This window comes from Neobacillus vireti, from assembly GCF_001026695.1.
Lineage (GTDB): Bacteria > Bacillota > Bacilli > Bacillales > Cytobacillaceae > Neobacillus > Neobacillus vireti.
In genome coordinates this window covers 141873-168567 of sequence record NZ_LDNB01000010.1, presented here as the reverse complement: position 1 = coordinate 168567, position 26695 = coordinate 141873, and the positions used below count along the sequence as shown (strand labels likewise).

Annotated in this window: 30 protein-coding genes; 19 read left to right on the top strand and 11 right to left on the bottom strand. The window is 37.9% G+C overall.

The window, feature by feature from the left end; genetic code table 11:
• Nucleotides 1-72: 72 nt before the first annotated feature.
• On the bottom strand, nt 73-633 hold the full coding sequence (locus tag AA980_RS11510; RefSeq protein ID WP_024028857.1) for a tyrosine-type recombinase/integrase: 561 nt from the start codon (nt 631-633) through the stop codon (nt 73-75).
• A 466-nt stretch (nt 634-1099) separates the two neighbouring features.
• Here AA980_RS11510 and AA980_RS11505 point away from each other — a divergent pair, with 466 nt between their 5' ends.
• Entirely contained in the window at nt 1100-2524 is a 1425-nt protein-coding gene (locus tag AA980_RS11505) for a hypothetical protein (RefSeq protein WP_024028858.1), read from the top strand.
• Nucleotides 2525-2971: 447 nt separating this feature from the next.
• A complete protein-coding gene (locus AA980_RS11500; protein WP_024028859.1) occupies nt 2972-3721 on the top strand; it encodes an aminoglycoside phosphotransferase family protein in 750 nt (249 codons plus the stop codon).
• A gap of 68 nt (nt 3722-3789) precedes the next feature.
• On the opposite strand, the gene AA980_RS11495 is transcribed toward AA980_RS11500, so the two are convergent.
• Nucleotides 3790-4263, bottom strand: coding sequence for a DinB family protein (locus AA980_RS11495; RefSeq protein ID WP_024028860.1), 474 nt, complete (start codon nt 4261-4263; stop codon nt 3790-3792).
• 210 nt (nt 4264-4473) lie between these two features.
• Between AA980_RS11495 and AA980_RS11490 the strand changes: the two genes are divergently transcribed.
• Nucleotides 4474-4899 (top strand): DUF1801 domain-containing protein, encoded by a 426-nt coding sequence (locus tag AA980_RS11490; protein ID WP_024028861.1) that lies wholly within the window; start codon nt 4474-4476, stop codon nt 4897-4899.
• A 25-nt stretch (nt 4900-4924) separates the two neighbouring features.
• Nucleotides 4925-5539, top strand: coding sequence for a VanZ family protein (locus AA980_RS11485; RefSeq protein WP_024028862.1), 615 nt, complete (start codon nt 4925-4927; stop codon nt 5537-5539).
• Between the two features lie 471 nt (nt 5540-6010).
• Here AA980_RS11485 and AA980_RS11480 read toward each other — a convergent pair whose 3' ends face one another.
• The gene (locus tag AA980_RS11480) at nt 6011-6880 is read right to left on the bottom strand and encodes an AraC family transcriptional regulator (protein ID WP_024028863.1); all 870 of its coding nucleotides are present in this window, start codon (nt 6878-6880) and stop codon (nt 6011-6013) included.
• Between the two features lie 255 nt (nt 6881-7135).
• Here AA980_RS11480 and AA980_RS11475 point away from each other — a divergent pair, with 255 nt between their 5' ends.
• The 3 genes from AA980_RS11475 (at nt 7136) to AA980_RS11465 (ending at nt 9604) form a co-directional block, all read left to right on the top strand.
• Complete coding sequence (locus AA980_RS11475) at nt 7136-8338, top strand: MFS transporter (protein WP_024028864.1); 1203 nt, start codon at nt 7136-7138, stop codon at nt 8336-8338.
• A 210-nt stretch (nt 8339-8548) separates the two neighbouring features.
• Nucleotides 8549-9109, top strand: a complete 561-nt coding sequence (locus tag AA980_RS11470) for a hypothetical protein (RefSeq protein WP_024028865.1) — start codon at nt 8549-8551, stop codon at nt 9107-9109.
• A gap of 207 nt (nt 9110-9316) precedes the next feature.
• Nucleotides 9317-9604 carry a hypothetical protein gene (locus tag AA980_RS11465; RefSeq protein ID WP_024028866.1) on the top strand — a complete coding sequence of 96 codons (288 nt, stop codon included), beginning with the start codon at nt 9317-9319 and terminating at the stop codon, nt 9602-9604.
• Between the two features lie 212 nt (nt 9605-9816).
• Here the strand turns inward: AA980_RS11465 and AA980_RS11460 are convergent, their stop codons facing one another.
• Nucleotides 9817-10260, bottom strand: a complete 444-nt coding sequence (locus tag AA980_RS11460) for a GNAT family N-acetyltransferase (RefSeq protein WP_024028867.1) — start codon at nt 10258-10260, stop codon at nt 9817-9819.
• 114 nt (nt 10261-10374) lie between these two features.
• On the opposite strand from AA980_RS11460, the gene pdxR reads away from it, so the two are divergent.
• The 4 genes from pdxR (at nt 10375) to AA980_RS11440 (ending at nt 13216) form a co-directional block, all read left to right on the top strand.
• Nucleotides 10375-11781, top strand: a complete 1407-nt coding sequence (pdxR, locus tag AA980_RS11455; protein ID WP_407937458.1) for a MocR-like pyridoxine biosynthesis transcription factor PdxR — start codon at nt 10375-10377, stop codon at nt 11779-11781.
• 173 nt (nt 11782-11954) lie between these two features.
• Entirely contained in the window at nt 11955-12431 is a 477-nt protein-coding gene (locus AA980_RS11450) for a DUF2975 domain-containing protein (RefSeq protein WP_024028869.1), read from the top strand.
• A gap of 9 nt (nt 12432-12440) precedes the next feature.
• Nucleotides 12441-12656, top strand: a complete 216-nt coding sequence (locus tag AA980_RS11445) for a helix-turn-helix domain-containing protein (protein WP_024028870.1) — start codon at nt 12441-12443, stop codon at nt 12654-12656.
• 29 nt (nt 12657-12685) lie between these two features.
• Complete coding sequence (locus AA980_RS11440) at nt 12686-13216, top strand: hypothetical protein (RefSeq protein WP_024028871.1); 531 nt, start codon at nt 12686-12688, stop codon at nt 13214-13216.
• 138 nt (nt 13217-13354) lie between these two features.
• Here the strand turns inward: AA980_RS11440 and AA980_RS11435 are convergent, their stop codons facing one another.
• Complete coding sequence (locus AA980_RS11435; protein WP_024028872.1) at nt 13355-14266, bottom strand: EamA family transporter; 912 nt, start codon at nt 14264-14266, stop codon at nt 13355-13357.
• Between the two features lie 223 nt (nt 14267-14489).
• Nucleotides 14490-15704, bottom strand: coding sequence for an MFS transporter (locus AA980_RS11430; protein ID WP_024028873.1), 1215 nt, complete (start codon nt 15702-15704; stop codon nt 14490-14492).
• Nucleotides 15705-15908: 204 nt separating this feature from the next.
• On the opposite strand from AA980_RS11430, the gene AA980_RS11425 reads away from it, so the two are divergent.
• From AA980_RS11425 to AA980_RS11415, 3 genes are all read left to right on the top strand, one after another.
• On the top strand, nt 15909-16283 hold the full coding sequence (locus AA980_RS11425) for a winged helix-turn-helix transcriptional regulator (protein WP_024028874.1): 375 nt from the start codon (nt 15909-15911) through the stop codon (nt 16281-16283).
• A 300-nt stretch (nt 16284-16583) separates the two neighbouring features.
• Nucleotides 16584-17318 carry an AzlC family ABC transporter permease gene (locus AA980_RS11420; RefSeq protein WP_024028875.1) on the top strand — a complete coding sequence of 245 codons (735 nt, stop codon included), beginning with the start codon at nt 16584-16586 and terminating at the stop codon, nt 17316-17318.
• On the top strand, nt 17309-17635 hold the full coding sequence (locus AA980_RS11415; protein ID WP_024028876.1) for an AzlD domain-containing protein: 327 nt from the start codon (nt 17309-17311) through the stop codon (nt 17633-17635). The genes AA980_RS11420 and AA980_RS11415 overlap by 10 nt, the downstream gene beginning before the upstream one ends.
• Nucleotides 17636-17742: 107 nt before the next feature.
• On the opposite strand, the gene AA980_RS11410 is transcribed toward AA980_RS11415, so the two are convergent.
• Both AA980_RS11410 and AA980_RS11405 read right to left on the bottom strand, forming a co-directional pair.
• Nucleotides 17743-18216: a divergent PAP2 family protein gene (locus AA980_RS11410; protein WP_024028877.1), complete on the bottom strand. Its 474-nt coding sequence runs from the start codon at nt 18214-18216 to the stop codon at nt 17743-17745.
• 178 nt (nt 18217-18394) lie between these two features.
• Nucleotides 18395-18712 (bottom strand): YtxH domain-containing protein, encoded by a 318-nt coding sequence (locus tag AA980_RS11405; protein WP_024028878.1) that lies wholly within the window; start codon nt 18710-18712, stop codon nt 18395-18397.
• Nucleotides 18713-18894: 182 nt separating this feature from the next.
• On the opposite strand from AA980_RS11405, the gene AA980_RS26300 reads away from it, so the two are divergent.
• The 3 genes from AA980_RS26300 to AA980_RS11390 all read left to right on the top strand — a co-directional run bounded on the left by AA980_RS26300 (nt 18895) and on the right by AA980_RS11390 (nt 20394).
• Nucleotides 18895-19059, top strand: coding sequence for a DUF1328 family protein (locus AA980_RS26300; RefSeq protein ID WP_024028879.1), 165 nt, complete (start codon nt 18895-18897; stop codon nt 19057-19059).
• Between the two features lie 71 nt (nt 19060-19130).
• Entirely contained in the window at nt 19131-19487 is a 357-nt protein-coding gene (locus tag AA980_RS11395; protein ID WP_024028880.1) for a sigma factor-like helix-turn-helix DNA-binding protein, read from the top strand.
• A gap of 139 nt (nt 19488-19626) precedes the next feature.
• Complete coding sequence (locus AA980_RS11390; RefSeq protein WP_024028881.1) at nt 19627-20394, top strand: hypothetical protein; 768 nt, start codon at nt 19627-19629, stop codon at nt 20392-20394.
• A gap of 22 nt (nt 20395-20416) precedes the next feature.
• Here the strand turns inward: AA980_RS11390 and AA980_RS11385 are convergent, their stop codons facing one another.
• On the bottom strand, nt 20417-20941 hold the full coding sequence (locus AA980_RS11385) for a cupin domain-containing protein (protein WP_024028882.1): 525 nt from the start codon (nt 20939-20941) through the stop codon (nt 20417-20419).
• Between the two features lie 204 nt (nt 20942-21145).
• Between AA980_RS11385 and AA980_RS27590 the strand changes: the two genes are divergently transcribed.
• On the top strand, nt 21146-21676 hold the full coding sequence (locus AA980_RS27590; protein ID WP_024028883.1) for a hypothetical protein: 531 nt from the start codon (nt 21146-21148) through the stop codon (nt 21674-21676).
• 517 nt (nt 21677-22193) lie between these two features.
• Nucleotides 22194-23441, top strand: coding sequence for a cation:dicarboxylate symporter family transporter (locus AA980_RS11375; protein ID WP_024026240.1), 1248 nt, complete (start codon nt 22194-22196; stop codon nt 23439-23441).
• 168 nt (nt 23442-23609) lie between these two features.
• Here the strand turns inward: AA980_RS11375 and AA980_RS11370 are convergent, their stop codons facing one another.
• Nucleotides 23610-24974: a TrkH family potassium uptake protein gene (locus tag AA980_RS11370; RefSeq protein ID WP_024026241.1), complete on the bottom strand. Its 1365-nt coding sequence runs from the start codon at nt 24972-24974 to the stop codon at nt 23610-23612.
• Nucleotides 24975-25336: 362 nt separating this feature from the next.
• Nucleotides 25337-26683 (bottom strand): GntP family permease, encoded by a 1347-nt coding sequence (locus AA980_RS11365; RefSeq protein WP_024026242.1) that lies wholly within the window; start codon nt 26681-26683, stop codon nt 25337-25339.
• Nucleotides 26684-26695: the final 12 nt, after the last annotated feature.

Here is a 26695-nt window from a genome sequence, read left to right as displayed (position 1 = left end):
AGCTAACAGAGTAGGAAGGTATAATCCCGCTTCGTTAGCTTTTTTCTTATTTATATTCCAGGGTATTTTCCTTTAAAGGTTCACATCGATTTCAGTTCTTATTTTTTCATCTTTGGATATACCCAGATATTTGAGTGTTTCGGAAGGGGTTGAATGATTGAAATGCTTTTGCAAAAGTGAAATGGCTATTCCACGTTTAAAAGCATGAAATCCAAAGGTTTTCCTTAGTGAGTTGGTGCCGATTTTTTCTCCGATGCCAATCGCTTCTGCTGCCTGATGAATTATACGATAAGCTTGTTGGCGAGTAATCGGTTTGTCGGTTTTACTGGACTTAAACAAAAAATCTTCACTTAATAATTGGTGTGTATGAACATAATGGGCAATAGCCTGTTTTACTTTTTGGTTAAGGTAGACTTCCTTCACCGTTTCTTTATGTGCCAACAAATAAAATTTCTTAACACAGTTTTCTTTGTCAAACACATCGTCAACCTTTATATCCAGTATTTCGGTAATTTTTAACCCAGTATTAATACCAAAGACAAAGAGAACATAGTCACGCTCTGAATGCTTTTTTAAATACTTCTTTATAGCATTGATTTGTTTGATGTCTCTAAGCGCTTCAACATATTCCATTAATAAAAGCCTCTCAATCAATGTAACATAATATTATTTTAACATGGTATTATGTAACATGTAAATTTATATGATTAGATAAAGAACATTATTAACGTATTATTCCTTTTTGATCTCGTCCTTGTCAACAAGAATATAGTAATCTGTAAATAATAGGATGGATTTACTGATTTCCCGAACGAGAAAGCCCATGCAGGACGTTAGCCCGTCTTTAGACATGGGATGGGAGTGAGGTCAAATGCGGAGTACCACTAGAAACCGCAAGGTTTGTGGTACTTCAAGCATTTGAAAATATCACTATCTTTATTTCCATATAATTGTTGTAGAAATTTATAAAATTTGATACAATTATGATGGATGAGAATGTATGTTCCTATTTTGTATTCGCTGATTGGAAATATGTAGAGTAAGATTAAGCGATACGTTGAAAATCAAAAAAGGCGTAACTAGAAAGGAGCTGAAACCTATGGCAAGAAAAAGTACACCAACTTATACAATCGAATTTTCGCTAAACATTCCCGTTTGGCAAAAACACCGATTAGAAAAGAAATTTAAGATTGCTCGTACAGTCTACAATTCTTGTCTAGGTGAAGCTCTCAAACGTCATAAATATGTAAAAGCTGATAAGAAATATCGTACGTTGCTGAAAGAACCGAAGTCCAAAGAACGTAATCATTCACTTTCAAATCTACGTTTAGCCTACAGTTTTTCTGAATATGGTTTGCATGATTTTGTGAAAGCTATTCAACATAAATTCAAAGAAAACATCGGCAGCTTTGAAGCACAAAAACTTGCAACAAGAGCCTTTGAAGCGGTAGAGAAGCTGCATTTTGGCAAGGCCCGAAAAGTACACTTCAAAAAGTTCGATGATGATATTTCTGTTGAAAATAAATCAAACAATACTGGTTTGCGATATGTGAACGGTAATATCCTTTGGGGCGACAAGCCAACAAAGAAACTTCCAAACCCAAAGAATTGGTTGTGTATGCCGATTGCATCAAAAGCCAATGATGAATATGCACACCTGGCTTTAATGGATAAGACAAAATATGTCCGGATTTTGAAAAAGGTAGTACGTGGAAAGGATCGATATTTTGTCCAACTCATTCAAGAAGGTTTTCCACCAACAAAACGTAATCGAAAAGCTGCAAATGATGAAACCAAACGTGTAGGGATCGACATTGGTTCCTCTACCATCGCAGTTTGTTGCGAAACTTCTGTTGAACTTCGTGAGCTTGCACCGGAGTGTCATGTTGATCAAGCAAAAATAAGACTTATTCAGCGTGCAATGGATCGGTCTAAACGAGCGACGAATACCAACAATTTCAAAAAAGATTTCACAATTAAGAAAGGCCGCTTGCAATGGAACTACTCCAACCGATATAAGAAGCTTCGTACGATACGTAAAGAACTGTATCGGAAAATCGCTGTCCAGCGAAAAATATCGCATGAGAAACTAGCGAACGATATTCTTGCATTGGGGTCGGATATACGAGTAGAAACAATGAGATTTCAATCACTTCAAAAGCGAACAAAGAAAACAACCCTCAACAAGAAGAATGGCAAGATTAACCACAAGAAACGGTTTGGAAAATCAATCTCCAACCATGCCCCAGCCATGCTCATCACAATTATTGACCGAAAACTAGGCTATCAAGGACGGTTCGTTAAGAAAATAGATACCTACGCCACAAAAGCAAGCCAGTTTAATCATATCACTGGCGAATACACCAAAAAACAGCTCTCTGAACGATGGAATGAATTTGAAACTTTTCGTATCCAGCGTGATTTATATAGTGCTTTTTTGATAGGAAACACCACTGAAACGCTAAACTTAGTTGATGTAGACTTATGCAACGCCGGGTGGAATAACTTCGTTAAAATTGCATAATATTGAGATTGGAAGACTAAAAGAATCATCAAGTAAAACATTGCGTTGGTTTGTCGCCTAAACACAAACCTGCTTGGTCGTGACAACGCCCAAAAGAAGTCGGAATGATAAACACACAAGGAGTCCAAAAAGGGCTTGCTTGGAGAAGTGTCTTGCTATACGCAATACGTCCGTTAATGTTCTAGGAAAACGTACACCAGTGCTTCGATAGAAACTCTATCCGCAAGGAAAGATAGGGTATCGTTGAGAAGTGTACTAGGCAGAAAGTTTGCCTCTATACCCTAGAACCCCACTGCTTTTGCTGTGGGAGTTGTCAGTGGACAGAAAAGTGGGATTTGAAATGAAATTACTGAGATACCTTCTTCATAAACAAACTGGCAGCGATTGCTGAGCTAGGAAAATTGTTTCTTGTACCAACAGAGAAATTATTGAAAAGAGGGATAACAAGTGAATTTAGGCACTCCAATAGCAAGTGGAAATACAGCAAAAATATATCTTTACGAAAACAGGATTGTCAAAATATTTAATGATTCCTTGCCGGATACGGAATCTTCAAATGAAGCAAATAAGCAAAAGTATGCATATTCGTGTGGACTTTCTGTTCCGAAAATATTAGATGTTACGAAAATAGACGGGAAACAAGCGATCATAATGGAATATATTAAGGGGCGAACAATAGGCGATATCCTATCCGAAGACATGGATCAAGCAGAATATTACATGAATATTTCTGTTGATATACAACAAAAAATTCATATGATTGCAGCTGATTCATTTGAACCGATGTCTGAAAAATTAAGCCGCCAAATTGAATCAGCCGATAATCTTGATAAAAGGCATAAGTCTGCTTTAATAGAAAAATTGGATTCGATGACATTTGAGAGAAGGCTCTGTCACGGAGATTATCATTTATTTAACTTGATTATGTCAGATAATGAAGTGACAATTATAGATTGGGTTGATGCCAGTGCGGGGGATATCCGTGCGGACGTATATCGCACATATCTTTTGTATTCACAGGTTTCAATCGACTTAGCGGAAATGTATTTGCGTCTCTATTGTGCGAAAAGCGATTTGTTAAAAGACGAGATTTTTCAATGGGCTCCAATCATTGCCGGGGCAAGATTGTCTGAAAATGTATCAACAGAAAATCCTGAGCGTCTTATCGAGATAGTAAATCATTACTATCCTTTATAACTTCACCTTAAAGAAAAATAGCTTGAAGATTCCAAACCATTTTGGTGAATTCTAACTGGTAATAATTCTTATGCAATTTGATTTTGGTTAATAAATGATTCAATTTGCACCATATGTTTTTCATCATGCTCAATCATTCCAACAAAGTAATTACCTAGAATAATATTCTCCCTGCCAGGGAGCGGCCTAGCGAATCGTTCTGCATCCAATTCACTTAAGAGGGACAATAATTGCTTTCTTTTAGTAATGAACTCATCTATCAGCTGCCCCTTCGTTATGCCGGATCTGGCATATCTCGATGCAGACCTGTTTATTTCTTCTACATCGATGGCCATTTGTGGAAATGGCTCGTTTTTTAATAGATATGAAATCCTATTATCAATCATAAATTGATCCCAAGCGATAAAATGAGAAATCACGTCGGCAATTCCCCACGAACCTTCCCTAAATGGCAGGAACCATAAATCGTCCGACAAAGCTTTTAGTGAATGCACCCGGTCAATTAAAGCCAACTTTTCCTTAATGATGTCCTCTTTCTTCATTTTTGACCCCTCCTCACCACAAAATATTCTATTATTTAATATGTAATTCCTGCAATTTAGCAGGAAAAACAAGATTTAAGGAGTATTGATTAATTATCCAGTTTCCAATTGCAGTTGGACTTACTTTTTAAAAGAAGAATATTTCATTAAATAGGGGATATAATGAAGCTATCATAGAGTTCATTTTTTCAAAGAATAGGAGAGATTTTAATGAGCTATCAGCAAAAAACAAAAGAAACGGATCATAGTGTAGTGGAGTTTATTGAGAGTGTCGATAATCCGAAAAAACGTGAAGATGCCTATAAACTAGTAGATATTTTTTCGGAAACGACAGGATTTGAAGCAAAGATGTGGGGACCGAGTATAATCGGATTTGGTTCTTATCATTATAAATATGATTCTGGACATGAAGGTGATGCTCCTTTAGTCGGCTTTTCACCGCGCAAGGCAAAAATCAGTTTGTATTTTGCTCCGGGCGAACCAAAACGTGAGAACTTACTTAAGGAGTTTGGAAAGCATACAACCGGTAAGGGCTGTGTATATATCAATAAGGTCGCAGACATTGATATTGCTGTCCTACAATCGCTAATTGTACAATCCGTTCAGTTTTTGCAAGCAACCTACCCAAATTCTTAAGCCTATTTGGAAAGAGGATTAATGAATGTTAAATAGAATGAAAACCAACTCAGTTTGGTTATCGATCGGCATTTCCCAGCTTCTGTTTATTGTATTATTGCCGATCTGGCTGCGGCTTTTATCCTATCTACACCCAGTTGTTTTGCTAGTGGTGTGGATGTGTTTGACAATACTTGTATTGTTCGTCGTTTATAGTGTGCGGAGAGAAACCCTTCAAATCTCTAAAACTATTTTAAAAAGTGTCATCGGGATTTATAGTTTAGGCTTATTTATTCTCCTATTCTTCCGTCCGGCGAACCAAGAGTACAGTCAAATTAATTACATTCCCTTTAAAACTATTATGGGTTTCCTATCTGGAGACGTGAACTTTCTGGTAGCTTTTTATAATTTGGCAGCGAATATTTTTCTTTTCGTTCCATTCGGTGTGGCGCCATTAATGCTTTATAAAAACCCATCAAGGCGTCAGCTATGGCTCGTACCAGTTGTTGTCATACTTCTGATTGAAACGACACAGCACCTTACAAGACGCGGCAGTGCGGATATCGATGATCTTATCTTAAATTTGCTCGGGGTCTGGATGGGGTATTTCTTGTATCCGTTTATTCAGAAAGTGGTGAAAGTCAAAGATTCGGCAGCGTGAACATAACCTGACAACAGAGAGCGAATCGGCTCTGATGCCTTAAATTAAAGGACAGGCTATAAAGAAATGACTGCTTTCGTAAATGGTGTTGATAAAATTAAGGATAAACTCATAAAAGAGACGTTATTGGTGTAAAACTAAGCGTCATTTTATTGATTTCCATGAATTACTTAACGATCTAACCATTCAATGGGCGAATTTTTGAGTCCTAGGGGCGAATATTGGGTTTCAATGGGCGAATTTTCTAGTTGAATGGGCGGAATTGGCGATTCAATGAGCGAATTTTCAAGCTTAATGGGGAGGGATCTTTTTCAATCGGTGAATTTTCCTCTTCTATCGGCGAATATTAGGTTTCAATCGGCGAATTTTCCTCTTCTATCGGCGAATCTAAGAAAACAACAATCTTAAGAAATGAGTATTAGTAAAAACATAGCGATGCTTGATACAAAACAAGCATCGCTATATTATTGCTCAGTCCCTCTTCAACGGTATCCAAATTTCGGAGTAATAATCAGGACTCCACGGATCTCCATCGAAATAGACTTCTAATTCTGGGGTGCCTGCTGGTGTATATTGATTGGATGGAAACCATTCTGAAGAAATTTGCTTCCAGACCTTCTGGATTGCATCTGGCATAGCTCCATGTACCTCGAACACCACCCACTTTGATGCAGGAATTTCAAGCTGCATGAATCCATCCTGTGTCTCACCGTTATATTCTACAGCAACCCAGTAATCAATGAGTGGCTCTGCTTGGTAACTGCTTTTATCCACACAAACGCCAACTATCCCATTAATTTCTCCCTTATTCAACTTCACTAATCGGTCGTTTGTTCCGTCTGCATGAACATCATCCCACATTTTTGGAATCCCGATTAAATTCTCTCCATTTGCACACGAAAACTCCCGTTTGACGCCAACTACTTGAAAACTTTCTCTTTCAATAATTTTGTAATTCATCGGATCCGCTCCTTTCAGACTCACCTGAATCATCAGGCGGTTATACGATTTTAGCTTTCCATGATAATTTTTTGCCTGACTTGGTGTAATCCCATGCTGCCTGCGAAAGGCTTTGGAAAAAGCCTCGGGAGTGTCGTAGCCATATTTTAGGGCGATATCAATAACTTTGCAGCTGGTATTCGATAGTTCTTGGGCAGCAAGAGTTAATCGTCTGCGGCGGAAATATTCTCCAACCGTAATATCGGTTAAGATCGCAAAAGTCCGTTGAAAGTGAAAAACCGAGACATTCGCTTCTTTTGCAATCCTTTCAATCGAAAAAGGTTCAAGTAAATGTTCTTCCATATAGTCGATTGCCCGCTGCAATGATTCTACCCATCCCATATCGCTCACTCCTTGATTCAATCCTAACAATTATCGATTCCGAATTCCTGTTAATGTGTGCTTTGTTTGAACAGGTTTTCTATATTTCTATTTTTGCTTGATTATGAAGAATTGTCCAATTAAAAAAAAGAAATTTTCCGATTGAAAAAATATTTATGGAATTTACTTCGGGGCACTAAAGGTTTATTTTTTTCGCTTTTGTGGTAAAGTGAGGGGGAAATTATTATTTATGATCAAAATGGGAGAGCGATTAGCATGCAAGGCTGGAAACGTAATTTATGGGTGCTGTGGATTGGCGTCTTTTTCACATCGGCAAGCTTTTCAATGGTCATCCCGTTTTTGCCCATCTTTCTGCCGCAAATTGGTGTCACTGAACATGTTGAGATCTGGTCAGGATTGTTATTTAGTGCTGCCTTTTTCGCAGGGGCCATCGCTTCCCCGTTCTGGGGCAGTGTAGCCGATAAATATGGAAGAAAACCGATGATAATCCGGGCGGGGGTTTGTCTTTTTATCATTTATACATTAACCGCATTTGTGACCAATCCCTATCAGTTATTAGTCTTACGAATTGCACAGGGGCTTCTAACCGGATTTATTCCAGGGGCGATTGCCTTGATTGGAACGAATACGCCAGGCAAAAGGATCGGATACGCCCTGTCGATGATCTCTACCGCATCCGCATCAGGCGGAATTCTTGGACCGCTGCTTGGCGGGGGAATAGCTCATTTGGTCGGAAATCGCTGGGCATTTGGCAGCGCAGGAATTTTCACATTGATTTCGACTATTTTGGTCATTTTTTGGGTGACCGAGGAGAACTTTACTCCAAGTAAAAAGCGTGGCTCTGTTAAAAATGATATAAAAGAAGCGTGGAGCAATCGACCATTGATGCTGGTGCTTCTCTTAACGATTATCACTGCAGGATCAATCATGACAATCGAACCGGTCCTACCCCTGTATATAGTAAAATTGGGCGGCTCAGTTGATAAGGCTTCACTGTTGGCTGGTATTGTCTTTTCTCTTCCTGGAATCGCAAGTGCTTTATTTGCTCCGGTCTGGGGGAAATGGGCCGATAAGGTAGGATTTCATCGGGTTCTTGTTATCGGACTTCTTGGCGGCGGTCTTGGCACGTTGGCCCAAATTCTTTTTAGTGAAATTATCGGATTTTCGATTATCCGGTTTGTGTTTGGTGTCTTTTTCTGCGCGGTCTATCCGGCATTAAATGGCCTCGTTGTGAAATCAACAGCGGAGGACTTCCGTGGACGGGCATTCGGGTTAAGTCAAACAGCCAACCAAATCGGCGGAATGATTGGTCCGATGATCGGCGGCGTTATCGGTGGAATTTTTCCAGTACAAATTGTCTTTGTTGTAACAGGTATCCTGCTCTTAGCTGCGATGGGAGCGGCACATTGGAAGGGCAAGGATTTAATCGGAGGTTCGATGAGAAAAAGTAATGCGTAGCAAGTAATAGCTTTGATGAACAGTGTTTTAGCCTACATGAAGAGAACTCTGATAATATCGGGTTCTCTTTTTGCTGCTGTGTGGAAAAGGTATAACGAGTGATTTAAAAAGGAAGATTGGACTGCATTTTACTTGAAAAATTAGACATTATCAATTTTTAAAAGAAACATGGATAATCTAAGAATAATTTAGACAGGCAGGCGATCGCTCATGAATAAACCAATCATTGTCTTAACTATACTTTTTTGCTGCATATTCAGTAATTCTGTTAGTGGGGATGTAACAGCATCTCCGGAAAAGGTTATCCAAAATTATATTGTTGATCTGAATAATCATCAATGGAAAAACGCTTCTTATTGGTGGGTAGAAGAACATAAGAATGAATTATTAGACTTTGTAGACGACAAAGAAAACCAGAAATATAAACATGGTTTGTTAAATATTGAAGAAGCAAAACTTGTAAGGTGGAAGGAACTTCCCTATGAATATGGAAAGCAATTTTTACCTAGCCGCTATATCGAGAAATTTACTAATCCAAGAGTGTATTATGTGGGAGTAAATTTAAAAGTGCATAACCAGAACAAGTTTTTTATTGACGGAGGAAATTATTTTTTTATCGTTATGGTCTTAGAGGATGGGGAATGGAAAATAGCTCTCACTCCTCATGTACCAGTCATGTCAATTATTAGAGATGGCTATGGTTTTGGTACGGAAGATGAGAAGACCTATGAAGAGAGAAGGTTAAAATTTTATAAAACGACTATAGATTAGACTGTAAATTAACAGAATTGTTGAGTGGAAGTGTGAATAAAGGGATAGTGATATACTCAAAGCGAATTAAAATATAGATAAATTTTAATTACCCGCACCCGATAGAACAACAAGATCCCTTGTTCAATCAAAAATATAAGGGGCTATCCGAATATTGGGATTTTTTACGCAAGACTAACCTCTAATATAGAGGAGTTGGAGTAATTTATGGTGGCACTTTATTTTATGCTATATTGGCATTTTTGGGTTATGGTTATTTTGGTTTTACTACTAAGTGGATTGATTTGTGCGCTATTTCCTCGTCTGAATTTCTTAATAATTTTACTGGCAAGCGGTTTTATAGGCTATTTGTATCCGTTGATTATCGAAGTTGAAGACTTGACCCTTTTCACCGTAGTTACAAATATTGTTTTTTCTTTAATCGGAATCGGATACGTAAAGTTTTTTTTCTTTCTCAAAAAGAAAGCCGAAGAATATCAAGATTCCGAAATTTAGTTATTTTACTACTAAGAAGAAGCGAAGACGAAGCTGTCATAGTGGTTGAATCATATATTCAATTGGAGGATATAAAAAGGATTTCTCGTTAATTCTGACAACTCCCACCGCTAAAGCAGTGGGAGTCTATAGGGGAAAGTGGCAAACTTGCTAAATACACTTCGCAGGCGATACCGTTATCTTTCCTTGTGGATAGCTCTTGCGAAGGCAAGCTAAAGCCTTTTTAAAAAGCAATAACTAACTTTGTCATATTCCATTTTATGTTCATAAAAGCGATGGGCATCAATGCGTTGTAAACCGGAAGAAAGTGATACATTTTCATATCCATTTTCTTTTGCCCACGTTTGTACATAGTCAAGAAGGGCAGCTCCATAACCCATTGAACGCACATCTGAGCTAGTAACTAAATCACAAACCCAAATGGACTTGCCATTGTATAAAGTAATCATCGGCATAAAGCCTGTTACAGCGACGATTTTTCCATTTTCAAATAAACCCGCCAGTTTGTAATCTTCCTTTTGTGTTGCTTCTTGAACTAAATCGAGATAACTTGCTTCGTCTAAATGTGTCCGCAGCTGTTTCATCACTGGAAATGCTTCACTCCACTCGCTATCACTTTTCAATTCCTTTATTACAACCGTTTGTTTATTAACCATTTTCCTTCCATCCTCTCTGACTAAATTTCCATTAATTAATAATATTTAATCACAAACTGGTATAATCGAAAGTATCAGATTTGATAAATTTATTAGTACCAGATTGGAGGATGAATGGTGCTTGAGATAACTCCTGTTTTTGATCATAAAAGTAAGGATCCTTTGTATATTCAACTAGCGAACTACATAAAACAAGAGATTTTAACGGGTAGAATAAAGCCAAAAGAAAAATTACCGTCAAAACGGCATTTATCTACTTATCTTGGGTTGAGCTTAAATACCATTCAGGCTGCCTATGATCAATTAGGTGCGGAAGGTTATCTGGAAAATAAACCTCGCCAAGGATTATTTGTCACAATGTTGGAAGATGACATATTCCCAAATCATGAATATCCGCCGCAATTGGAACCAAAAAGTGAGCAAGTACATACAAATGTTAAAATTGATTTCAATTCGGGAAATGTTGATCTAGAGCACTTTCCGTTTGCTATATGGAGAAAATTAACCAATCAGTCCTTATACGATGATCAAAGTGAATTTTTTAATATTGGTAATCCGCAAGGTGAACAACAACTTCGAGAGGAAATAGCAAAATATCTTTTTTCCTCTAGGGGTGCTAGATGTTCTCCAGATCAAATCGTCATTGGTGCAGGTACCCAGGTACTAATAGGATTATTATCTTTATTAATTGGTAAAGACCATACGTATGCCCTAGAGAATCCAGGATTCCACCGTACCAGGGCGGTCTTAGAAGATCTGGGAGCTCATACAATCTCAATTCGGCTAGATGAAGATGGAATCGATGTAAAAAAATTAAAGGATAGTACCGCCAATGTTGTTTATGTTACCCCTTCACATCAATTCCCTTATGGAATGGTCATGCCAATACAGCGGAGAATGGAATTGCTAAGCTGGGCAGAAGAAAAAGGCGGCTATATTATTGAGGATGATTATGATGGCGAGTACCGTTATAAAGGGAAACCGATTCCGTCCTTACAAGGGCTAGATGCAAATGGGAATGTTGTTTATTTAGGTACATTTTCAAAGTCATTGATTCCGTCCATTCGGATCAGCTATCTGGTGTTGCCACAGACACTATTACAGAAATACCAAGATCACTTTACGATTTATAAACAAACAGCATCGCGACTTCATCAGATTCCTTTATCTCGTTTTATGAACGAAGGTCATTGGCAAAGCCATTTAAATAAAATGCGAACCCTCTACCGTAAAAAACAGAATACTTTAATCCACTCGATTAATAAGTACATGGGGGACAATGTAAATATAATTGGGGAAAAATCGGGGTTGCATATCGTTTTAGAAGCGAAAAATGGAATGCCGGAAAAAGAATTAATCAATAGGGCAATGAAGGTTGGCGTTAAAGTATATCCATTATCGATTTATTACAGCGGTCCGAATGATAGCCAAGAGTCAAAAGTCTTACTTGGTTTTGGCGGTTTGACGGTAGAGGAAATTGAAAAGGGAATTCGGCTTTTGACAACAGCTTGGAATTTTTAAATCAGATTATTGAAATAGTATAAAGGGGCGTTTCTCTAAGCGGAAACGGCTCTTTTTATTTGTTTGATGAATATAAAGAAACAATAAAATTATCACCATAAATGATAAAAATTTATTGAAAAACGATAAAAATGTGATTATTATATAAGTAACTAAAAAACGTGGGGTGCTATATGAAACGAGGAACAGTCATTTGGTTAAAGGGGACGATTTTTGTTATTGGGATCATAACTTTTGTGATTTCTATATTTTTCTTACCTGGGCTGGCAAAAGAGGCAGCGGAGATGAATCCTGAATATGCTTATTTAAGATTTCCAGTTCTTATAGGTTTATATGCCACTGAAATTCCATTCTTTCTCGCTCTCTATCAAGCATTAAAGCTTTTACATTATATTGAAAGAGAAGTTGCCTTTTCAGAATTGGCTGTATTTTCATTAGGATATATAAAAAAATGTGCGTTCATAATCATTGGCTTGTATGTAATCGGGATACTCATGCTTGCAATCCAAAACGCTCTACACCCTGGAATTGCAATTATTGGCGTGGTCATTATCTTTGCAGCACTTGTAATATCACTCTTTTCCGCTGTTCTTCAGGAGCTGTTAAGAAGTGCAATTGAATTAAAATCAGAAAATGATCTGACAGTCTGAGGTGATAAAATGGCAATCATCATAAATATTGATGTTATGTTAGCTAAAAGAAAAATGAGTGTTACAGAACTTTCAGAGCGAGTTGGAATAACGATGGCAAATCTTTCTATATTGAAAAATGGAAAGGCAAAAGCCATTAGATTTTCAACTTTAGAGGCAATATGTGTAGCTTTGGACTGTCAACCAGGTGATATTCTCGAGTACAGAAGTGATAGTAATAATTAATAGCAGGATCTTGAAAAGGAGGGAAAGGTGTGTCATTGATTTTATTAATCGGAGTCCTTGGAGTATTATTTACGATATTCTTTAAAGGCCCCATAATAGACAGGTTTGGAAAAAATAATAGACTGGTGTCTATGTTAGAAAATACGAAGTGGTTTCAAAATCATTGGATTGCTGGCCTGTTCTTATTAAGCATGAATGCGGTTCTTTTTGTTTTAACTGGCAGCCTGCTTTATTTGCTGATGTATTTATTCATTCCATTTGTTCATTTACTTGTAATGGTTTTTGCTGTAATAGGAAGTATCTTTTTATGGATTGTAATTAATAAAGCATGGCAAGGTACAGAAAGAAACCGTTTGAAGGTGGGGGCTGTAGGGAGCAGTTTTTATATTTTCTTAACAATTTTTTTCTCCTATTGGTTCGCAACACTCAAACCTTCCTATCCAGGCGAAGATACTTTTATGGGGGCTATTGGATTAATCTTTGCGATAATAGTGACAACAGTTGCGTTTATTTCATGTTTTGTTATTACGGGATTTTCCAAAAAGAGTGCAGCCCAATAAATTGGGGGCAATTTTTGCGGGAAAACTAGAAAGAATTGTCCTTCATAAGGGTAATGAAGGACAATTTTGTGGAACAGAGACGTAATATTTGTTCACCATATACTCTTTGCGAACGCGGACTCTTCTCCCCTGTCTAATCTATGAAACTGATTCCCTTTCCAAAGAAACGGACTTCATTTTTGCTTTAGGTAATTTGACATTTCCTGCGATAATTCCACCTAATATCAAAATAACCCCGATCCATTGGGATGTGCTTACGTGTTCTGCTAAAACAAGCGATGATAATATTATTGCAACCGGAAGTTCTGAAGCTGTTAAAATGGTACCAAGCCCTGGACCGATATGCGGCATCCCGATTGAAAGTAAAAGTGGCGGCAAGGAAACACCTAATATGCCAAGATACAGACCATACGGTGCTACACCCATGAAAACAGGCAAATGGAGTAACTCCGTTGGTTGAACAAGGATTAAAACAGCAATCAAAGCACCAGTGGCAAATATAGCACTTTTCTGTACAGCTGGTGTATCTTTTCCCACCGTGCTGCTAAGAAAGATGAAAGTGGTATAGGTCAAAGCGGAAAGCATTCCCCAAATCGTTCCTTGCCATGTTATGTCTCCGCCGCCTTCGGTAATAATACCTGCTGCCAGAATAGAACCAATAACGAGAATTCCTATCGAGACAAGCTTCCCAAATGTCGGTTTCTTTTTATAAAAGACCCACTCAAATAAGCTGCCAATCCAGACAAATTGAAATAAAAAGATAATCGCAAGGGAAGCGTGAAGTGTTTGTAGTGATTGATAATAAAAGACACCAGTTAAACCAACTGGAATTCCCGATATTAATAGTTTCCCTATATTTGGTAATGTGAGTTTTTTCTTTTTCGAAAAAAGAGCTACAATCCAGATTATTAGAGCCCCCAATAAGTATTGGCTACCCGTCACCTCTGCCATCGTATAACCCGCAGAATAAGCAAGCTTTACAAAAGTAGATAATGCACCGTAACAGCAACCCCCTAAAAACACAATGAGTGCGTATTGCCAAGTTTTCATTTTTCCTACCCCTTTCAATCGATAAATTGACTGGTTTTTGCGTGCCCATACCCTTTACCACACAAAAAAGCCACACAGCCATCATTGGATGGCTGTGTGGCGAAAATAGAGATCTCTCTAGAAAAGTCCACAAACAAATGGTTTTTTTATTATTCAACTTACTTTTGTAACTTTAAAACAAATGATAATAAATGTCAATGAAATACTTTTGATTTAAAAATAATTAAGAACATTTTTGGCCCAGCAAACCAACAGCTTTTTGGTCCTTTTTTTCTAGCATCCAACTCCAGCCTGTTAAGATAACCGCTGCTAAAACCATTAGTGATCCAATCCAGGTGGTGTGAATGAGTCCAATAGAATCTGTAATAACCCCTCCTAAGTAGGACCCAATCGCAATTCCAGCGTTAAAAGCAGCAATATTAATCGCTGAAGCTACATCAACAGCAGTCGGTACAAACCGCTCTGCTAACATAACCACATATACTTGTAATCCAGGGACATTCATAAAAGCAAGAAGACCCATGAAGAAAAGGGTAAACAGGCCCACAATTTTAAATGGTGCTGTATACATGAAAATAAATAGAACAACTGCTTGAACAATGAACATATAGAATAAGGCACGAATGGGATTTTGATTGGATAATTTTCCACCTATCATGTTTCCAATTGCAATCGCTATTCCATATAAGAGCAGAATCAAAGCCACAGTGCCTTCTTTAAATCCTGTAATCCCCTGCAGGATTGGAGATAAATAAGTGAAGACGACAAATGTTCCTCCATAACCAAGGGCTGTAATCATAAATAAAAGTATTAGACGTCCACTTTTCAGTAACTTAAACTGATCGCGAACCGATGTGCGAGTTCCTGATCGTAAGTCGGAAGGAACAAGGAAGCTGTTTGCAATGAGAGCAATGATCCCAACTGCGACAATGAGGATGAATGCCATTCTCCAGCCGAAATGTTGTCCAATGAACGTTCCAAATGGGACACCTGTAACGGTAGCAACAGTTAGTCCTGAAAACATAATAGATATGGCACTGGCTCTCCGATTTTCAGGTACTAAATCAGCTGCAATCGTTGAGCCGATCGACATAAAGACACCATGTGAGAAGGCAGAAATCACGCGTGCTGCAAGTAAAACGCCGATGCTTGCAGCACTTGCGGCAATACTATTACCGATAATAAAAACAATCATGATCCAAAGTAATAATGATTTGCGCGACAAACCGGAAGTGATGGATGTCAGGATAGGTGCTCCAAATGTTACTCCTAAAGCGTAAAGGGAAACAGTTAAGCCGGCTGTTGTAACAGGTACTTTTAAATCCACCGCAATAAGCGGTAATAACCCAACGCTAATAAATTCTGTCGTTCCTATTGCAAAAGCACTCATTGCTAAAGCCAGAAGTGCAAATGTACTTCTTTTTTTATTGATAGGCATTTTTATCCTCCTAAATGTTGTGAGATTGTATTAATGAACTTGCTTAAAGTAAACTATATAATGAATCAATACATCAAATTTAGCCGGCAAATGTTATTATGGAATATATCAGAATATATGGGAAGTACGCACTTAAAAGTGATATAGGTACTTTCCGGTAATATAGGTACTTTTTTGTACCTAATGATTTAGGGGGAGTAAATGATGAAGAAAAAGAAATACAATATATCAGTCGAAGCGACACTGGAGGTGATTGGGGGAAAGTGGAAATGCGTGATTCTATGTCATCTAACTCACGGTAAGAAACGCACAAGTGAATTGAAACGTCTTATGCCAGACATTACGCAAAAGATGTTAACCCAGCAATTACGTGAATTAGAAGAAGATGGAGTCATTAATCGAATTGTCTATAATCAAATTCCTCCAAAAGTGGAATATGAACTAAGTGAATATGGTTGGAGCCTAAAGGGTATTTTAGACTCGCTATGTGCCTGGGGAGAAAAACATATTACGAGAGTATATGGTGATAAATTTACGGTTTTAGAAGAAAATGTTTTAAATGAACATCTGAAACTATAATTATATTGGCGATTGGTTATGTCTCACAAGGTAATTATTAGACACATGAGTTTATTGGTAAAAATAATGGTAAAGTTAGCTGTCGACAACGTCGGCAGCTTCTTCTTATTCAAAATCCCACATTTGTTATTGTTGAAAAATATTGAATATTTCATCACTAAGTATTATAATAACCTCTGATTGTCTCAGGAGACAATAAGTAAGAATTACTTGCTAATTTTCGCTAATGGATAAACCATCCTGACCTGTTTCATGTGGTTACAGGAAATCCGTTTAAATAATGATAAGAGAGGGGATTTGATGAGCCTTTCCAACGCTCAAACTGAGTCCGTAATTCATCCAAGTGACGAAGATTCCTTTATCCAAGGTGTAAAGGATTGTATCCCGACACTGCTGGGTTACTTAAGTATCGGCTTTGCTGCCGGAGTTGTTGAAAAGACGGCAGGCCTTAGCATTGCTGAGATTGCCCTGATAAGCTTTGTTCTTTATGCAGGTTCTGCTCAATTTATTGCTGCGGGCATGATTGCTGTTAATAGTTCTGCGACTGCGATTATTATTACTATTTTCTTTGTCAACGTGCGTCATATATTACTTAGCGCTGCACTTTCACCCTATTTTCGCCATCTTTCTCCGCTTAAAAATATGCTCATCGGATCACTGCTTACGGATGAAACCTTTGGTGTTGCTATTATTAAGGCGGCACAAAGGCGAAACATTAGCGAGAAATGGATGCATGGGCTAAATATTACCGCCTGGTTAAACTGGGTGATCGCCAATTTAGCAGGAGCCTATTTTGGCAATTGGATTTCCAATCCCGAAAAATTCGGCTTAGATTTTGCGTTGCCGGCAATGTTTATTGGGCTTTTGGTCCTTTCGATGTTAAGCCGGAAAAAAATAAAACTGGATATTTTTGTGGCCATCATCGCAGTCATCATTGCTGTTGGAATTAGTTCCATGTTTTCGAGTAGTCTCGGCGTGATTGCGGCTACAATTATTGCCTCAACGATAGGGATGGTGTTGGAAAAATGGAAGTAAGAGGGGCCATTCTATTAATTATTTTAGGAACAGCACTTGTTACATTCATCCCTAGGGTCCTGCCGCTGATGGTGCTTAGCCGCTTTGAACTACCGGAATGGGCGACAAGATGGTTAAGTTTTATTCCCATTTCTGTAATGGCTGCGTTGGTGGGCCAGGAGATTTTCATGGCTGATGGGAAAATTGCCTTATCGGCTGGAAACGTAGAAATTCTAGCGGCCATCCCCACGTTTTTGATTGCAATTAAGACACGCAGTTTATTAGCCACCGTTCTGGCAGGAATTATTTCCTTAATGGTCTTACGATATTTGCTATAGGAAAAATACTTTAAAAAGGGGAACAGTGGCTGGCACTGTTCCCCCTGATAATTCATGAATTGAATCCTTATTACTTAGCGTTAACAGTCCGTGGTTAACACCGTTCGCTATGAAAACGGATAAACCTGATAAGTAAGAACACCAACGAAGATTCCTGTAATCGCTCCAAAAAAGACTTCTGCCGGTTGATGGCCTAATAATTCTTTTAGCTTTTCTCTCGACTCTGTTTTCTTTAAATTCGGATCTTTTAAGGTTTCAATGAGAAGATTGAAATCAGCTAACAACTTATTTAAAACTTCTGCATGATATCCCGCGTGTCTTCGAACCCCAGTAGCATCATGCATGACAATAAGGGAAACGACAACACAAATGGCAAACTCATTTGAATAAAGTCCTGTCGTTAATCCAATCGCTGTCGTTAAGGAAATAATGGTAGCTGTATGTGAACTAGGCATGCCGCCGGTACTAAACATCAGGTTCCATTTTAATTCCCCGGATGTTATATAGTGGATGGGGATTTTTACAAATTGGGCAATCAACATTCCTAAAAGCGCAGCTAAAATGGGATAGGATAAAAACATCTCGTTCCTCCTAATAATTGTATGTCCTTAGATTATGCCATAAAAACCAAAATAATGAACATGATTAAATCGACTTGGGCTCATTGTTTAGTGAAATAACGATAAAAGTCCACGTAGATAGGTCCTACGTGGACTTTTAAAGCTGAAAAGAGATAATAGTGCAAAGTCTCTACTGCCCTCAGCTGCTCTTGTCACGAATATCGTCTTTGACGTCATCGACCGTATCCGCAATAACTTGTTTTCCTTCTTCGACCTTATCTGAAAGCTCAGAAGCATGTTTGCCGATACTGCTTGCAACGTCCTGCGCCTTCTCTTTAACAACCGCGGATAATTGGCTCCCTTTTTCATTAAGGGATTTATACGTTTTAGATAAATCTTCCCGCAACTCCGTGCCAGACTTCGGCGTCAACAAAGATGAAACGGCTGCCCCTATCACACCGCCAATTAACATCCCTAACAAAAGTCCCCTTTTATTCGTTTCCGCTGTTTCACTCATCAAAGACCACTCCTTATCGTTAAAGTTTTATTCCTAATAAGGTAAGTACCCATATTTTCTGCCTTTGAAACAGCAATATTGGGGAGAACTGGGTACTAAGACAGGTTTTATCAAAGATTTTACAGGGTAATAGATAACAAACGGAAGCAAATCGAAAATATTCCAGAAGGTGGGTAAAACATATGTTAAAAGCTGCTATTTTGTTTCTCATCATTGCCATTATTGCAGGGATCTTTGGATTTTTTGGAATTGTATCTGCAGCGGTGGGTATTGCCAAAATCTTATTCGTCATCTTCTTGATTCTGTTTGTCGTATCGCTCATTTTTGGTAGACGAAAAAGCTACTAACAACCTATTTCATTAAAGTACCAATAGGCGCAATGTAGAAATCCAATCATTGAAAGAAGGAGAGAGTTAAGGTGAGGAAGAATCTTGAAGCACGTTCTCCCAAGCGAAGGGGCTGGCAATACTGGCGTGTCACTTCACTTGATGCTCCGCTATACAATGTACAGGGATTTACTCTGTGGGATGTGATTGGGGAAGAAGATAAGCGATATCATCTGATTGAAACTCGTTTAGATTTGTCCCAAGCCTGGTCACAGCTCAATGAGATGGAAAAATGGATTCTTTATTTAATTTTTGTCGAAGGGGAGTCTCAACGGACCACTGCCCATCGATTAGCAATATCACAGATTACAGTTAGTCAAACGATGAGATATGCCTTGGAGAAGTTGAAACAAGCGCTATTCGAGCCTTTATCCTCATATTATGCCTAAAATTTAAACCGGCGGGCCTGCACAAAGGGTTCGACGGTTTTTCTGTGTTTGTAGTACAATAAATAATAGAAAAGCTTCCAAGAATTTCAAAAGAAGTAATAAGAAAATGTGCTAAGGCACCTGAGAAGGGAGGATTAGCATGGGTAAAATTCCTGTTGGGGTATTGATAAGCTTGGAAATTTTAATTGTCTGTTTAGCGGTGTGGCGAGTTTTTAAATTTATCAAAGCGTATAAAAGCACAGAACAAAGCCTCCATACAGAAGAGAGAATCGAGGCGATGGTAAATAGCCAAATCAAGAATAAAGTGCTTGCTGCGTTTCTTACAAGAGATTTTTTGACCATTTACTATCTTTTTTCAACATCAAATCAAAGAGAGTCAGAAATAGCAACGGCCTTTACGCTTCATAAAAAAATCGGCTACGGCGGAATTGTGCTTGGGTTTCTCTTTGTTTTAGTTTTAGAAGCGGTTGGCGTCTCGTACTTTCTGCATAGCTGGAACACGGTTATAGCCTGGATCCACTTGGTGATGTCGGTGTATTTGATTATTTTTCTTATCAGTGATTATAAAGCAATCAAACGGAATCCTGTCCTATTATCACCCGAAAAAGTCCACATTCGCTTGGGCTTACGGTCAAAGGCGCAAATTTACTTACATAATATCGAAAGTATTCAAGCTGGAAAAGTGAATTTTGAAAATGATAAAAAGAAAAAAGATGTTTGGAATCTCACCTTATTTGGATTCGAGGACCCGGATTATGAAATTTCCCTCAAAGAACCAATCTTGTTAAGAGATGGTCTTGGAAGAGATTGTTCGATTCGAAAAATATATCTAACGCTCGATGAAAAGGAGGAGTTTTTGACTCGAATTAAACTTCTTAAGGAAAAGATGGAAGTTGTTGGAGGCTAAAGCATGAGGCTGTTGTCCGGCCTCAAGCTTTAGGCAGTTCCTTGTAAGCCAACTTCATAATGATATCTTTATGCTGCGGATACCTTGACAAAAGGTCATCCTGGGTAAATAATTCGAAGTCCTGGAATTCAAAACCTGGAGATACCATACAGCCAACTAGCGAACATGTATCTTTTTCATGCACGGATGATCCAAAGATTGAATTTTTCGGAACTAATGCCTGTGGAACTTCTCCCGCATCAAGATTCATACCTATTTTTATTTCTTCATATTCTCCATTTTCATGAATTACATGAACAGTCAAAGAGCTTCCAGCGTGATAATACCACAATTCATCGGACTTTAGACGATGAAAGTGAGACACATTGTCGGAAGTTAATAAAAAATAAATACTCGTGAATAGCTTTCGCTGACCTTCGAAATTTACCGTTAACTCTTTGTCGGAAATCCTTTCTCCAGAGGAAAAAGTACTTTTGTAATAGCCGCCTTCAGGATGCGGAACAAGTCCAAGCTTTGCAACCCATGATTCTAATTCATTTATATGCATGTAGAAAATTCCTTTCTTGATAATGCATTAGCGGATTCGCTACTGACACTCTTCATTTCCAACCAAGGCAAACAGCATTTGCCTCCTTAGATAGTATCTCATTTGTCGCCTTCCTTCAATCGATTAAATATTGATATTTTTCTGATTTTTTACTAAAATATATTTGAGTAAAATAAATTTTATCAAAAAGGGTGGGGAAAATGAATGAGCCTTTTGGATATTTACTTACAAAAAAATGGAAAGAAACGCTATGATGTATTCAAAGAAACGGGAATCAGTCAACAAATGCTTTCAAGTGTAAACAAAAAAAGTGTCAGCAGTTATTCAGTGAAAACCATTCAAGCAATTGCTAAAACAGTTGGAAAAAGTGAGGGAATGGTGCTTGACGAATTATTGCAGCTTGAAAATGAAAAACCTATCTTTGAAGTTTTTAATGCTGAAGAATTACTATTAGCCTTTGATAATAAGGAGTCGTTTATCGTTATTAAGGGAGAATATAAAAATAAAATCCAAGAATTAGCTAAATCACAGCTCTCAGAAACGGAAACATTAGGATTGGAATTAGGTTCTGCTGGAGCAGTGACTATCTTAGCTGAAGGATTTTATCAATTAGCCAATTTATTAAGTAAAAAAGGTGATGAACAAAAGAAAATTGAAAGCCAATTTCGTAAATACAAAATTAAAAAAATCAATGAAAATGAGTTGCTTTTGTCTTTACGGCAATTAGATTATTAAAGTGGTAAATGCAAATATTCATTCAGATTGCATGAAACCATAAAAAAGCAGGGCTATTCCAAAAATAAAAGTGGAATAGCACCTGCTTTTTGATTGGGATCTTTATGTTTGGGTTAACCAAGTTGAAGGTAAGCAAAATTTACTATTTTCCTTTTTGGTCAAACATGTTATTCTAAAAAAATAACCTAAAAAATCAATTGTTTGATTGAAGGGATTTAATGTCTTGAAAAATCAGATTTATTAAACGAGCATTAAACTAAATAAAGTATTTTCCACTAAGATTTTTATTTTTAAAATAGTAAATCTTAATAAGTATGAATGTGCAATAGTTTACAGCATATAAGTTGATTGTTCATTTTTATCAACTTTATTAAATTTTAGGCTGTGTTAAAAGAGAAATTTCCGTTCNGCTGCGCTGCTCCCGCAGGAGTCTCGCGCCTTCCACTCCAATCAACATTGTGTTCAAAATCAACAATATTCTTTAACAAAGCCATATTTTAAAAAAGGGGAAGTGTAGATGAAGAAGATTAGTTTAGCGTGGCAGATTTTTATTGGACTGGCTCTCGGTATTATTGTCGGTGCAGTTTTTTATGGCAATCCGCATGTGGCAAGTTACCTCCAGCCAATTGGAGATATCTTTATTCGATTAATAAAAATGATTGTTGTTCCAATCGTTATTTCCAGCCTTATTGTCGGAGTTGCTGGCGTCGGCGATATGAAGTCATTAGGAAAGCTAGGCGGTAAAACCCTGCTTTATTTTGAAATCATTACCACAGTCGCCATCATTGTTGGGCTTCTTGCTGGGAATGTGTTTCAGCCAGGTGCCGGCGTAGATCGATCCAAACTGACAAAAACAGATATAAATAGTTACGTCCATACTGCAGAACAAACAGAGTCACATTCGATGATTGACACAGTTGTGAATATAGTTCCTACTAATATCATTCAGTCATTAGCAAATGGCGATATGTTAGCAATTATTTTCTTTTCCATTATGTTTGGACTTGGGGTAGCGGCGATTGGTGAGAAAGGACTGCCAATTCTCAATTTCTTTAGAGGAACGGCCGATGCGATGTTCTATGTCACTAACCAAATCATGAAGCTTGCACCATTTGGTGTATTTGCTTTGATTGGTGTAACTGTTTCAAAATTTGGTATCTCCTCGTTAATTCCGCTCGGGAAATTGGTTCTTGTCGTTTATGGATCGATGATTTTTTTCATTCTAGTTGTCCTTGGAGTAACGGCAAAAATTGTTGGGTTTAATATTTTTAAGCTCATCCGTTACTTGAAAGACGAATTAATTTTAGGCTATACAACTGCAAGTTCAGAAACTGTCTTACCAAAAATTATGGAAAAAATGGAGAAAATCGGTTGTCCGAAGGCGATTACATCTTTTGTTATTCCAACAGGCTATTCCTTTAATCTTGATGGGTCGACATTATACCAAGCAATTGCGGCATTGTTTATTGCACAAATGTATGGAATTGATTTGACTATTGGGCATCAAATCACATTAGTTCTTGTCTTGATGTTAACTTCCAAAGGAATTGCTGGAGTTCCGGGTGTATCCTTTGTAGTGCTTCTTGCCACATTAGGAAGTGTCGGTATACCTGTAGAGGGACTAGCTTTTATTGCTGGAATTGACCGGATTCTTGATATGGCCCGTACATGTGTAAACATTGTCGGAAACTCCCTTGCTGCGATTGTTATTACAAAATGGGAAGGCCATAAGCTTAATGATTCTCATGAACAAAAAGCAGCCTAACATTACGACACAAAACACCTTGCGAACGCAAGGTGTTTTTTACTACTTATCGTTTGAGGAAAAGAAGGCGATTTTTCGTTCTTTTAAGCTGAAGAACAGGAAATTAGCATCGGAAGAGTAAAATTTAACATCTTTCCGGGAACCCACAATGGCTCCCGGAGGTTACGATTAACCGATAATTACTCTTTCTTTTGGATAATTATAGTTTGATTTCTTATTACTACCGCCAATAATAAATAAGAAAGATGTTAATCCGATTCTTCCGATGAACATTAACATCATTAAAACGAATTTTCCAAAAATGCTAAGGTCGGGGGTAATCCCTAGAGATAAACCAACCGTTCCAAAGGCAGAACAAACTTCCAAAAAAATAGCAATAAGCTCATGCTGGCTATCAGATATGCTTAAAGCGACAACGGATAGTAAGCACATAACAATAGCTAAAAATGTAATTGCAAATGATTTCATAATATCATCGGGATGAAGCTCGCGGTTAAAGATTTTGATTTCGCGGTTACCTCTCGCAAAATGATAAATAAATAGCATATTTAACGCAAAAGTGGTCGTTCGTATTCCTCCGCCTACAGAATTCGGCGAGCCGCCAATAAACATGAAAACACTCATGATCAAGAGTGTTGGCCTCGAAAGATCATTGATATCCAAGGTTGTCAGCCCGGCACTTCTCGTCGTAGCAGCCTGGAAAAAGGAATAGAAAAAGCTGTCAACCCAATTCATATCCTTGAAGTAGTGTTGAAACTCCAAGAGAAAAATGAGGATTGTCCCAAGAATAAGAAGAATTCCATATGTTATTGTTGTCAACTTTGCAAATAATGAAAAGCGGAATGGATGCCCAAGCTCCGTCTGTTTTCTAAGTAAATAATGTTTTACTTCAATTAAGACTGGGAACCCTATGGCACCAAGGATGATTTGCGTAATATTGATTAACTGAACAAAATAGTCTTTTGCATAAGGTGCAAGTGAATCACCGGTAATATCCATCCCAGCATTTGTTGTCGCGCTAACGGATGTAAACAAGCCGTGAAGAAAAGCTTCTTTCCAAGTCGGATAATACTGCAAGAAATAAAATCCGAGAATGAGTGCCCCTATCAGCTCAATCAGGAGAATAATCTTGATAATTTCTTTTACTAAATGCACGAGACCTGATAATGCGAATTGATTATTGTCAACCATGATAAGGCGGCGTTCGCGCAAACCAATTCTTCGCCCCAAAAGCACCCAGAAAAAGGTACTAATGGCCATAATGCCAATACCCCCAAATTGTAATACAAGCATAATCATAAAATAGCCAAATACACTGAAGGTTTCTGAAATATTAAACACACTCAAACCAGTATCGCTAACCACACTGACCGCAGTGAAGACTGTATCCATAAAACTCACTTTGATCCCGGGTCTATGGACAGCCGGGATGCTGAATAATAGTATGGATATAGTTACTGCAAGTAAATAATAACTACAAATAACCTGGGCTGGTGACCTTTTCTCCATCCAGTCTCGTAATTTACCCCACATGGACATTCCCCTTCAAACTTTTTCATATCCCCTATCATAATGAAAATTGAATGGATTTGAAAGTATTAATTTAAAAACATGACGGAATTTTACATTTTAACTGGCCTTGTGTAGTGAAGTCACTAAGAAAAAAATCGAAAACAATAACCTGGAGTAAAAGGGTAGATGGGAAAAGTTTCACTTTATATGACTAGTTTGATTATGAAGGATTTAATCTATGCAACGGCATTGTTATTAAAAAATAGAAAATGGCAGTATAACCACCACTTCATGCCTTAGAGGAATCTAAGAAAAGAGCGGGGGATATACTGCCATTTGCTTAACTAGCAGCGGACTATAAAACCGCTGCTGAGTATTTTTACTTATACGAATAAACTTAGTAAGAGAATAAATCCTAATCCAGCTACTGAAATAATCGTCTCAAGTAATGTCCAGGTTGCAAATGTTTCTTTCATGCTTAAACCAAAATACTCTTTAAACATCCAGAAACCAGCATCATTTACGTGTGAGGCAATTAAACTACCTGCTCCGGTTGCAAGTACAACTAAAGCCAAGTTAACGTCAGTTTGGCCTAGCATTGGGATAACTAAACCGGCAGTCGTTAAAGCCGCAACAGTAGCCGAACCCAATGAAATTCGTAAAATTGCCGCGATAATCCAAGCAAGTAAAATTGGAGAAATATTTGTTCCTTTGAATAATTCGGCAACATAGTCACCAACGTGGCCATTAATTAATACTTGTTTGAAGGCACCGCCGCCGCCGATGATTAACAGCATCATACCAATGTGGGAGATTGCTGTTGAACAAGAATCCATTACTGCTTTAATTGGAATATTTCTTGCCAATCCCATTGTATAAATCGCAACTAATAAAGAGATGACCATGGCAGGGGATGCGCCGCCAACGAAACGGATAATTGCTAGTAATGTGTTATCTGCAAAGCCCATCGTTTTTTGAAGCAAAGTAATAATGGTAGCAATCGACATTAAAATAACAGGAAGCATAGCAGTGAACACACTGATTCCAAAACCTGGAGTATCTTCAAGCTTAAATGTTTTTTGTTCACCTAAAGAAGCGATGTCACCCGTTTTTGTAAATGATGCCGGCACTAATTTTTTTGCTAGCTTTGTAAATAAAGGTCCTGCAATAATGACAGTTGGAATGGCAATAATAAAACCATAAAGTAATACTTGACCAAGATCTGCCCCAAATTCACCGGCAATGGTGGTTGGTCCTGGATGCGGCGGTAAGAAGCCATGTGTGACAGATAAAGCTGCTGCCATTGGAATACCGAGATAAAGAATAGAAACCTTTAATTGTTTAGAAATGGCAAATACGATTGGAATTAATAAAACGAGTCCTACTTCAAAGAATAAAGCGATTCCAATGATGAATGAAGCTGCAACTACAGCCCACTGGATATTTTTTTCACCAAATTTATTAACCAGAGTCATCGCAATTCGCTGCGCGCCTCCTGAATCCGCAACTAATTTACCCAACATCGCACCAAGTCCAAAGATTAATGCAATATGGCCTAGTGTTCCGCCTAATCCAGCTTCGATTGTCCCAATGATTTCGTCTAATTTCATTCCTAGTGCGATTGCGACACCGAATGAGACAATGATAAGTGACACAAATGTGTTTAATTTAAAGCCCATGATTAATATAAGTAATGCTACAATCCCAATTGCTACTATAACTAATGGCATAGTATTTTCCCC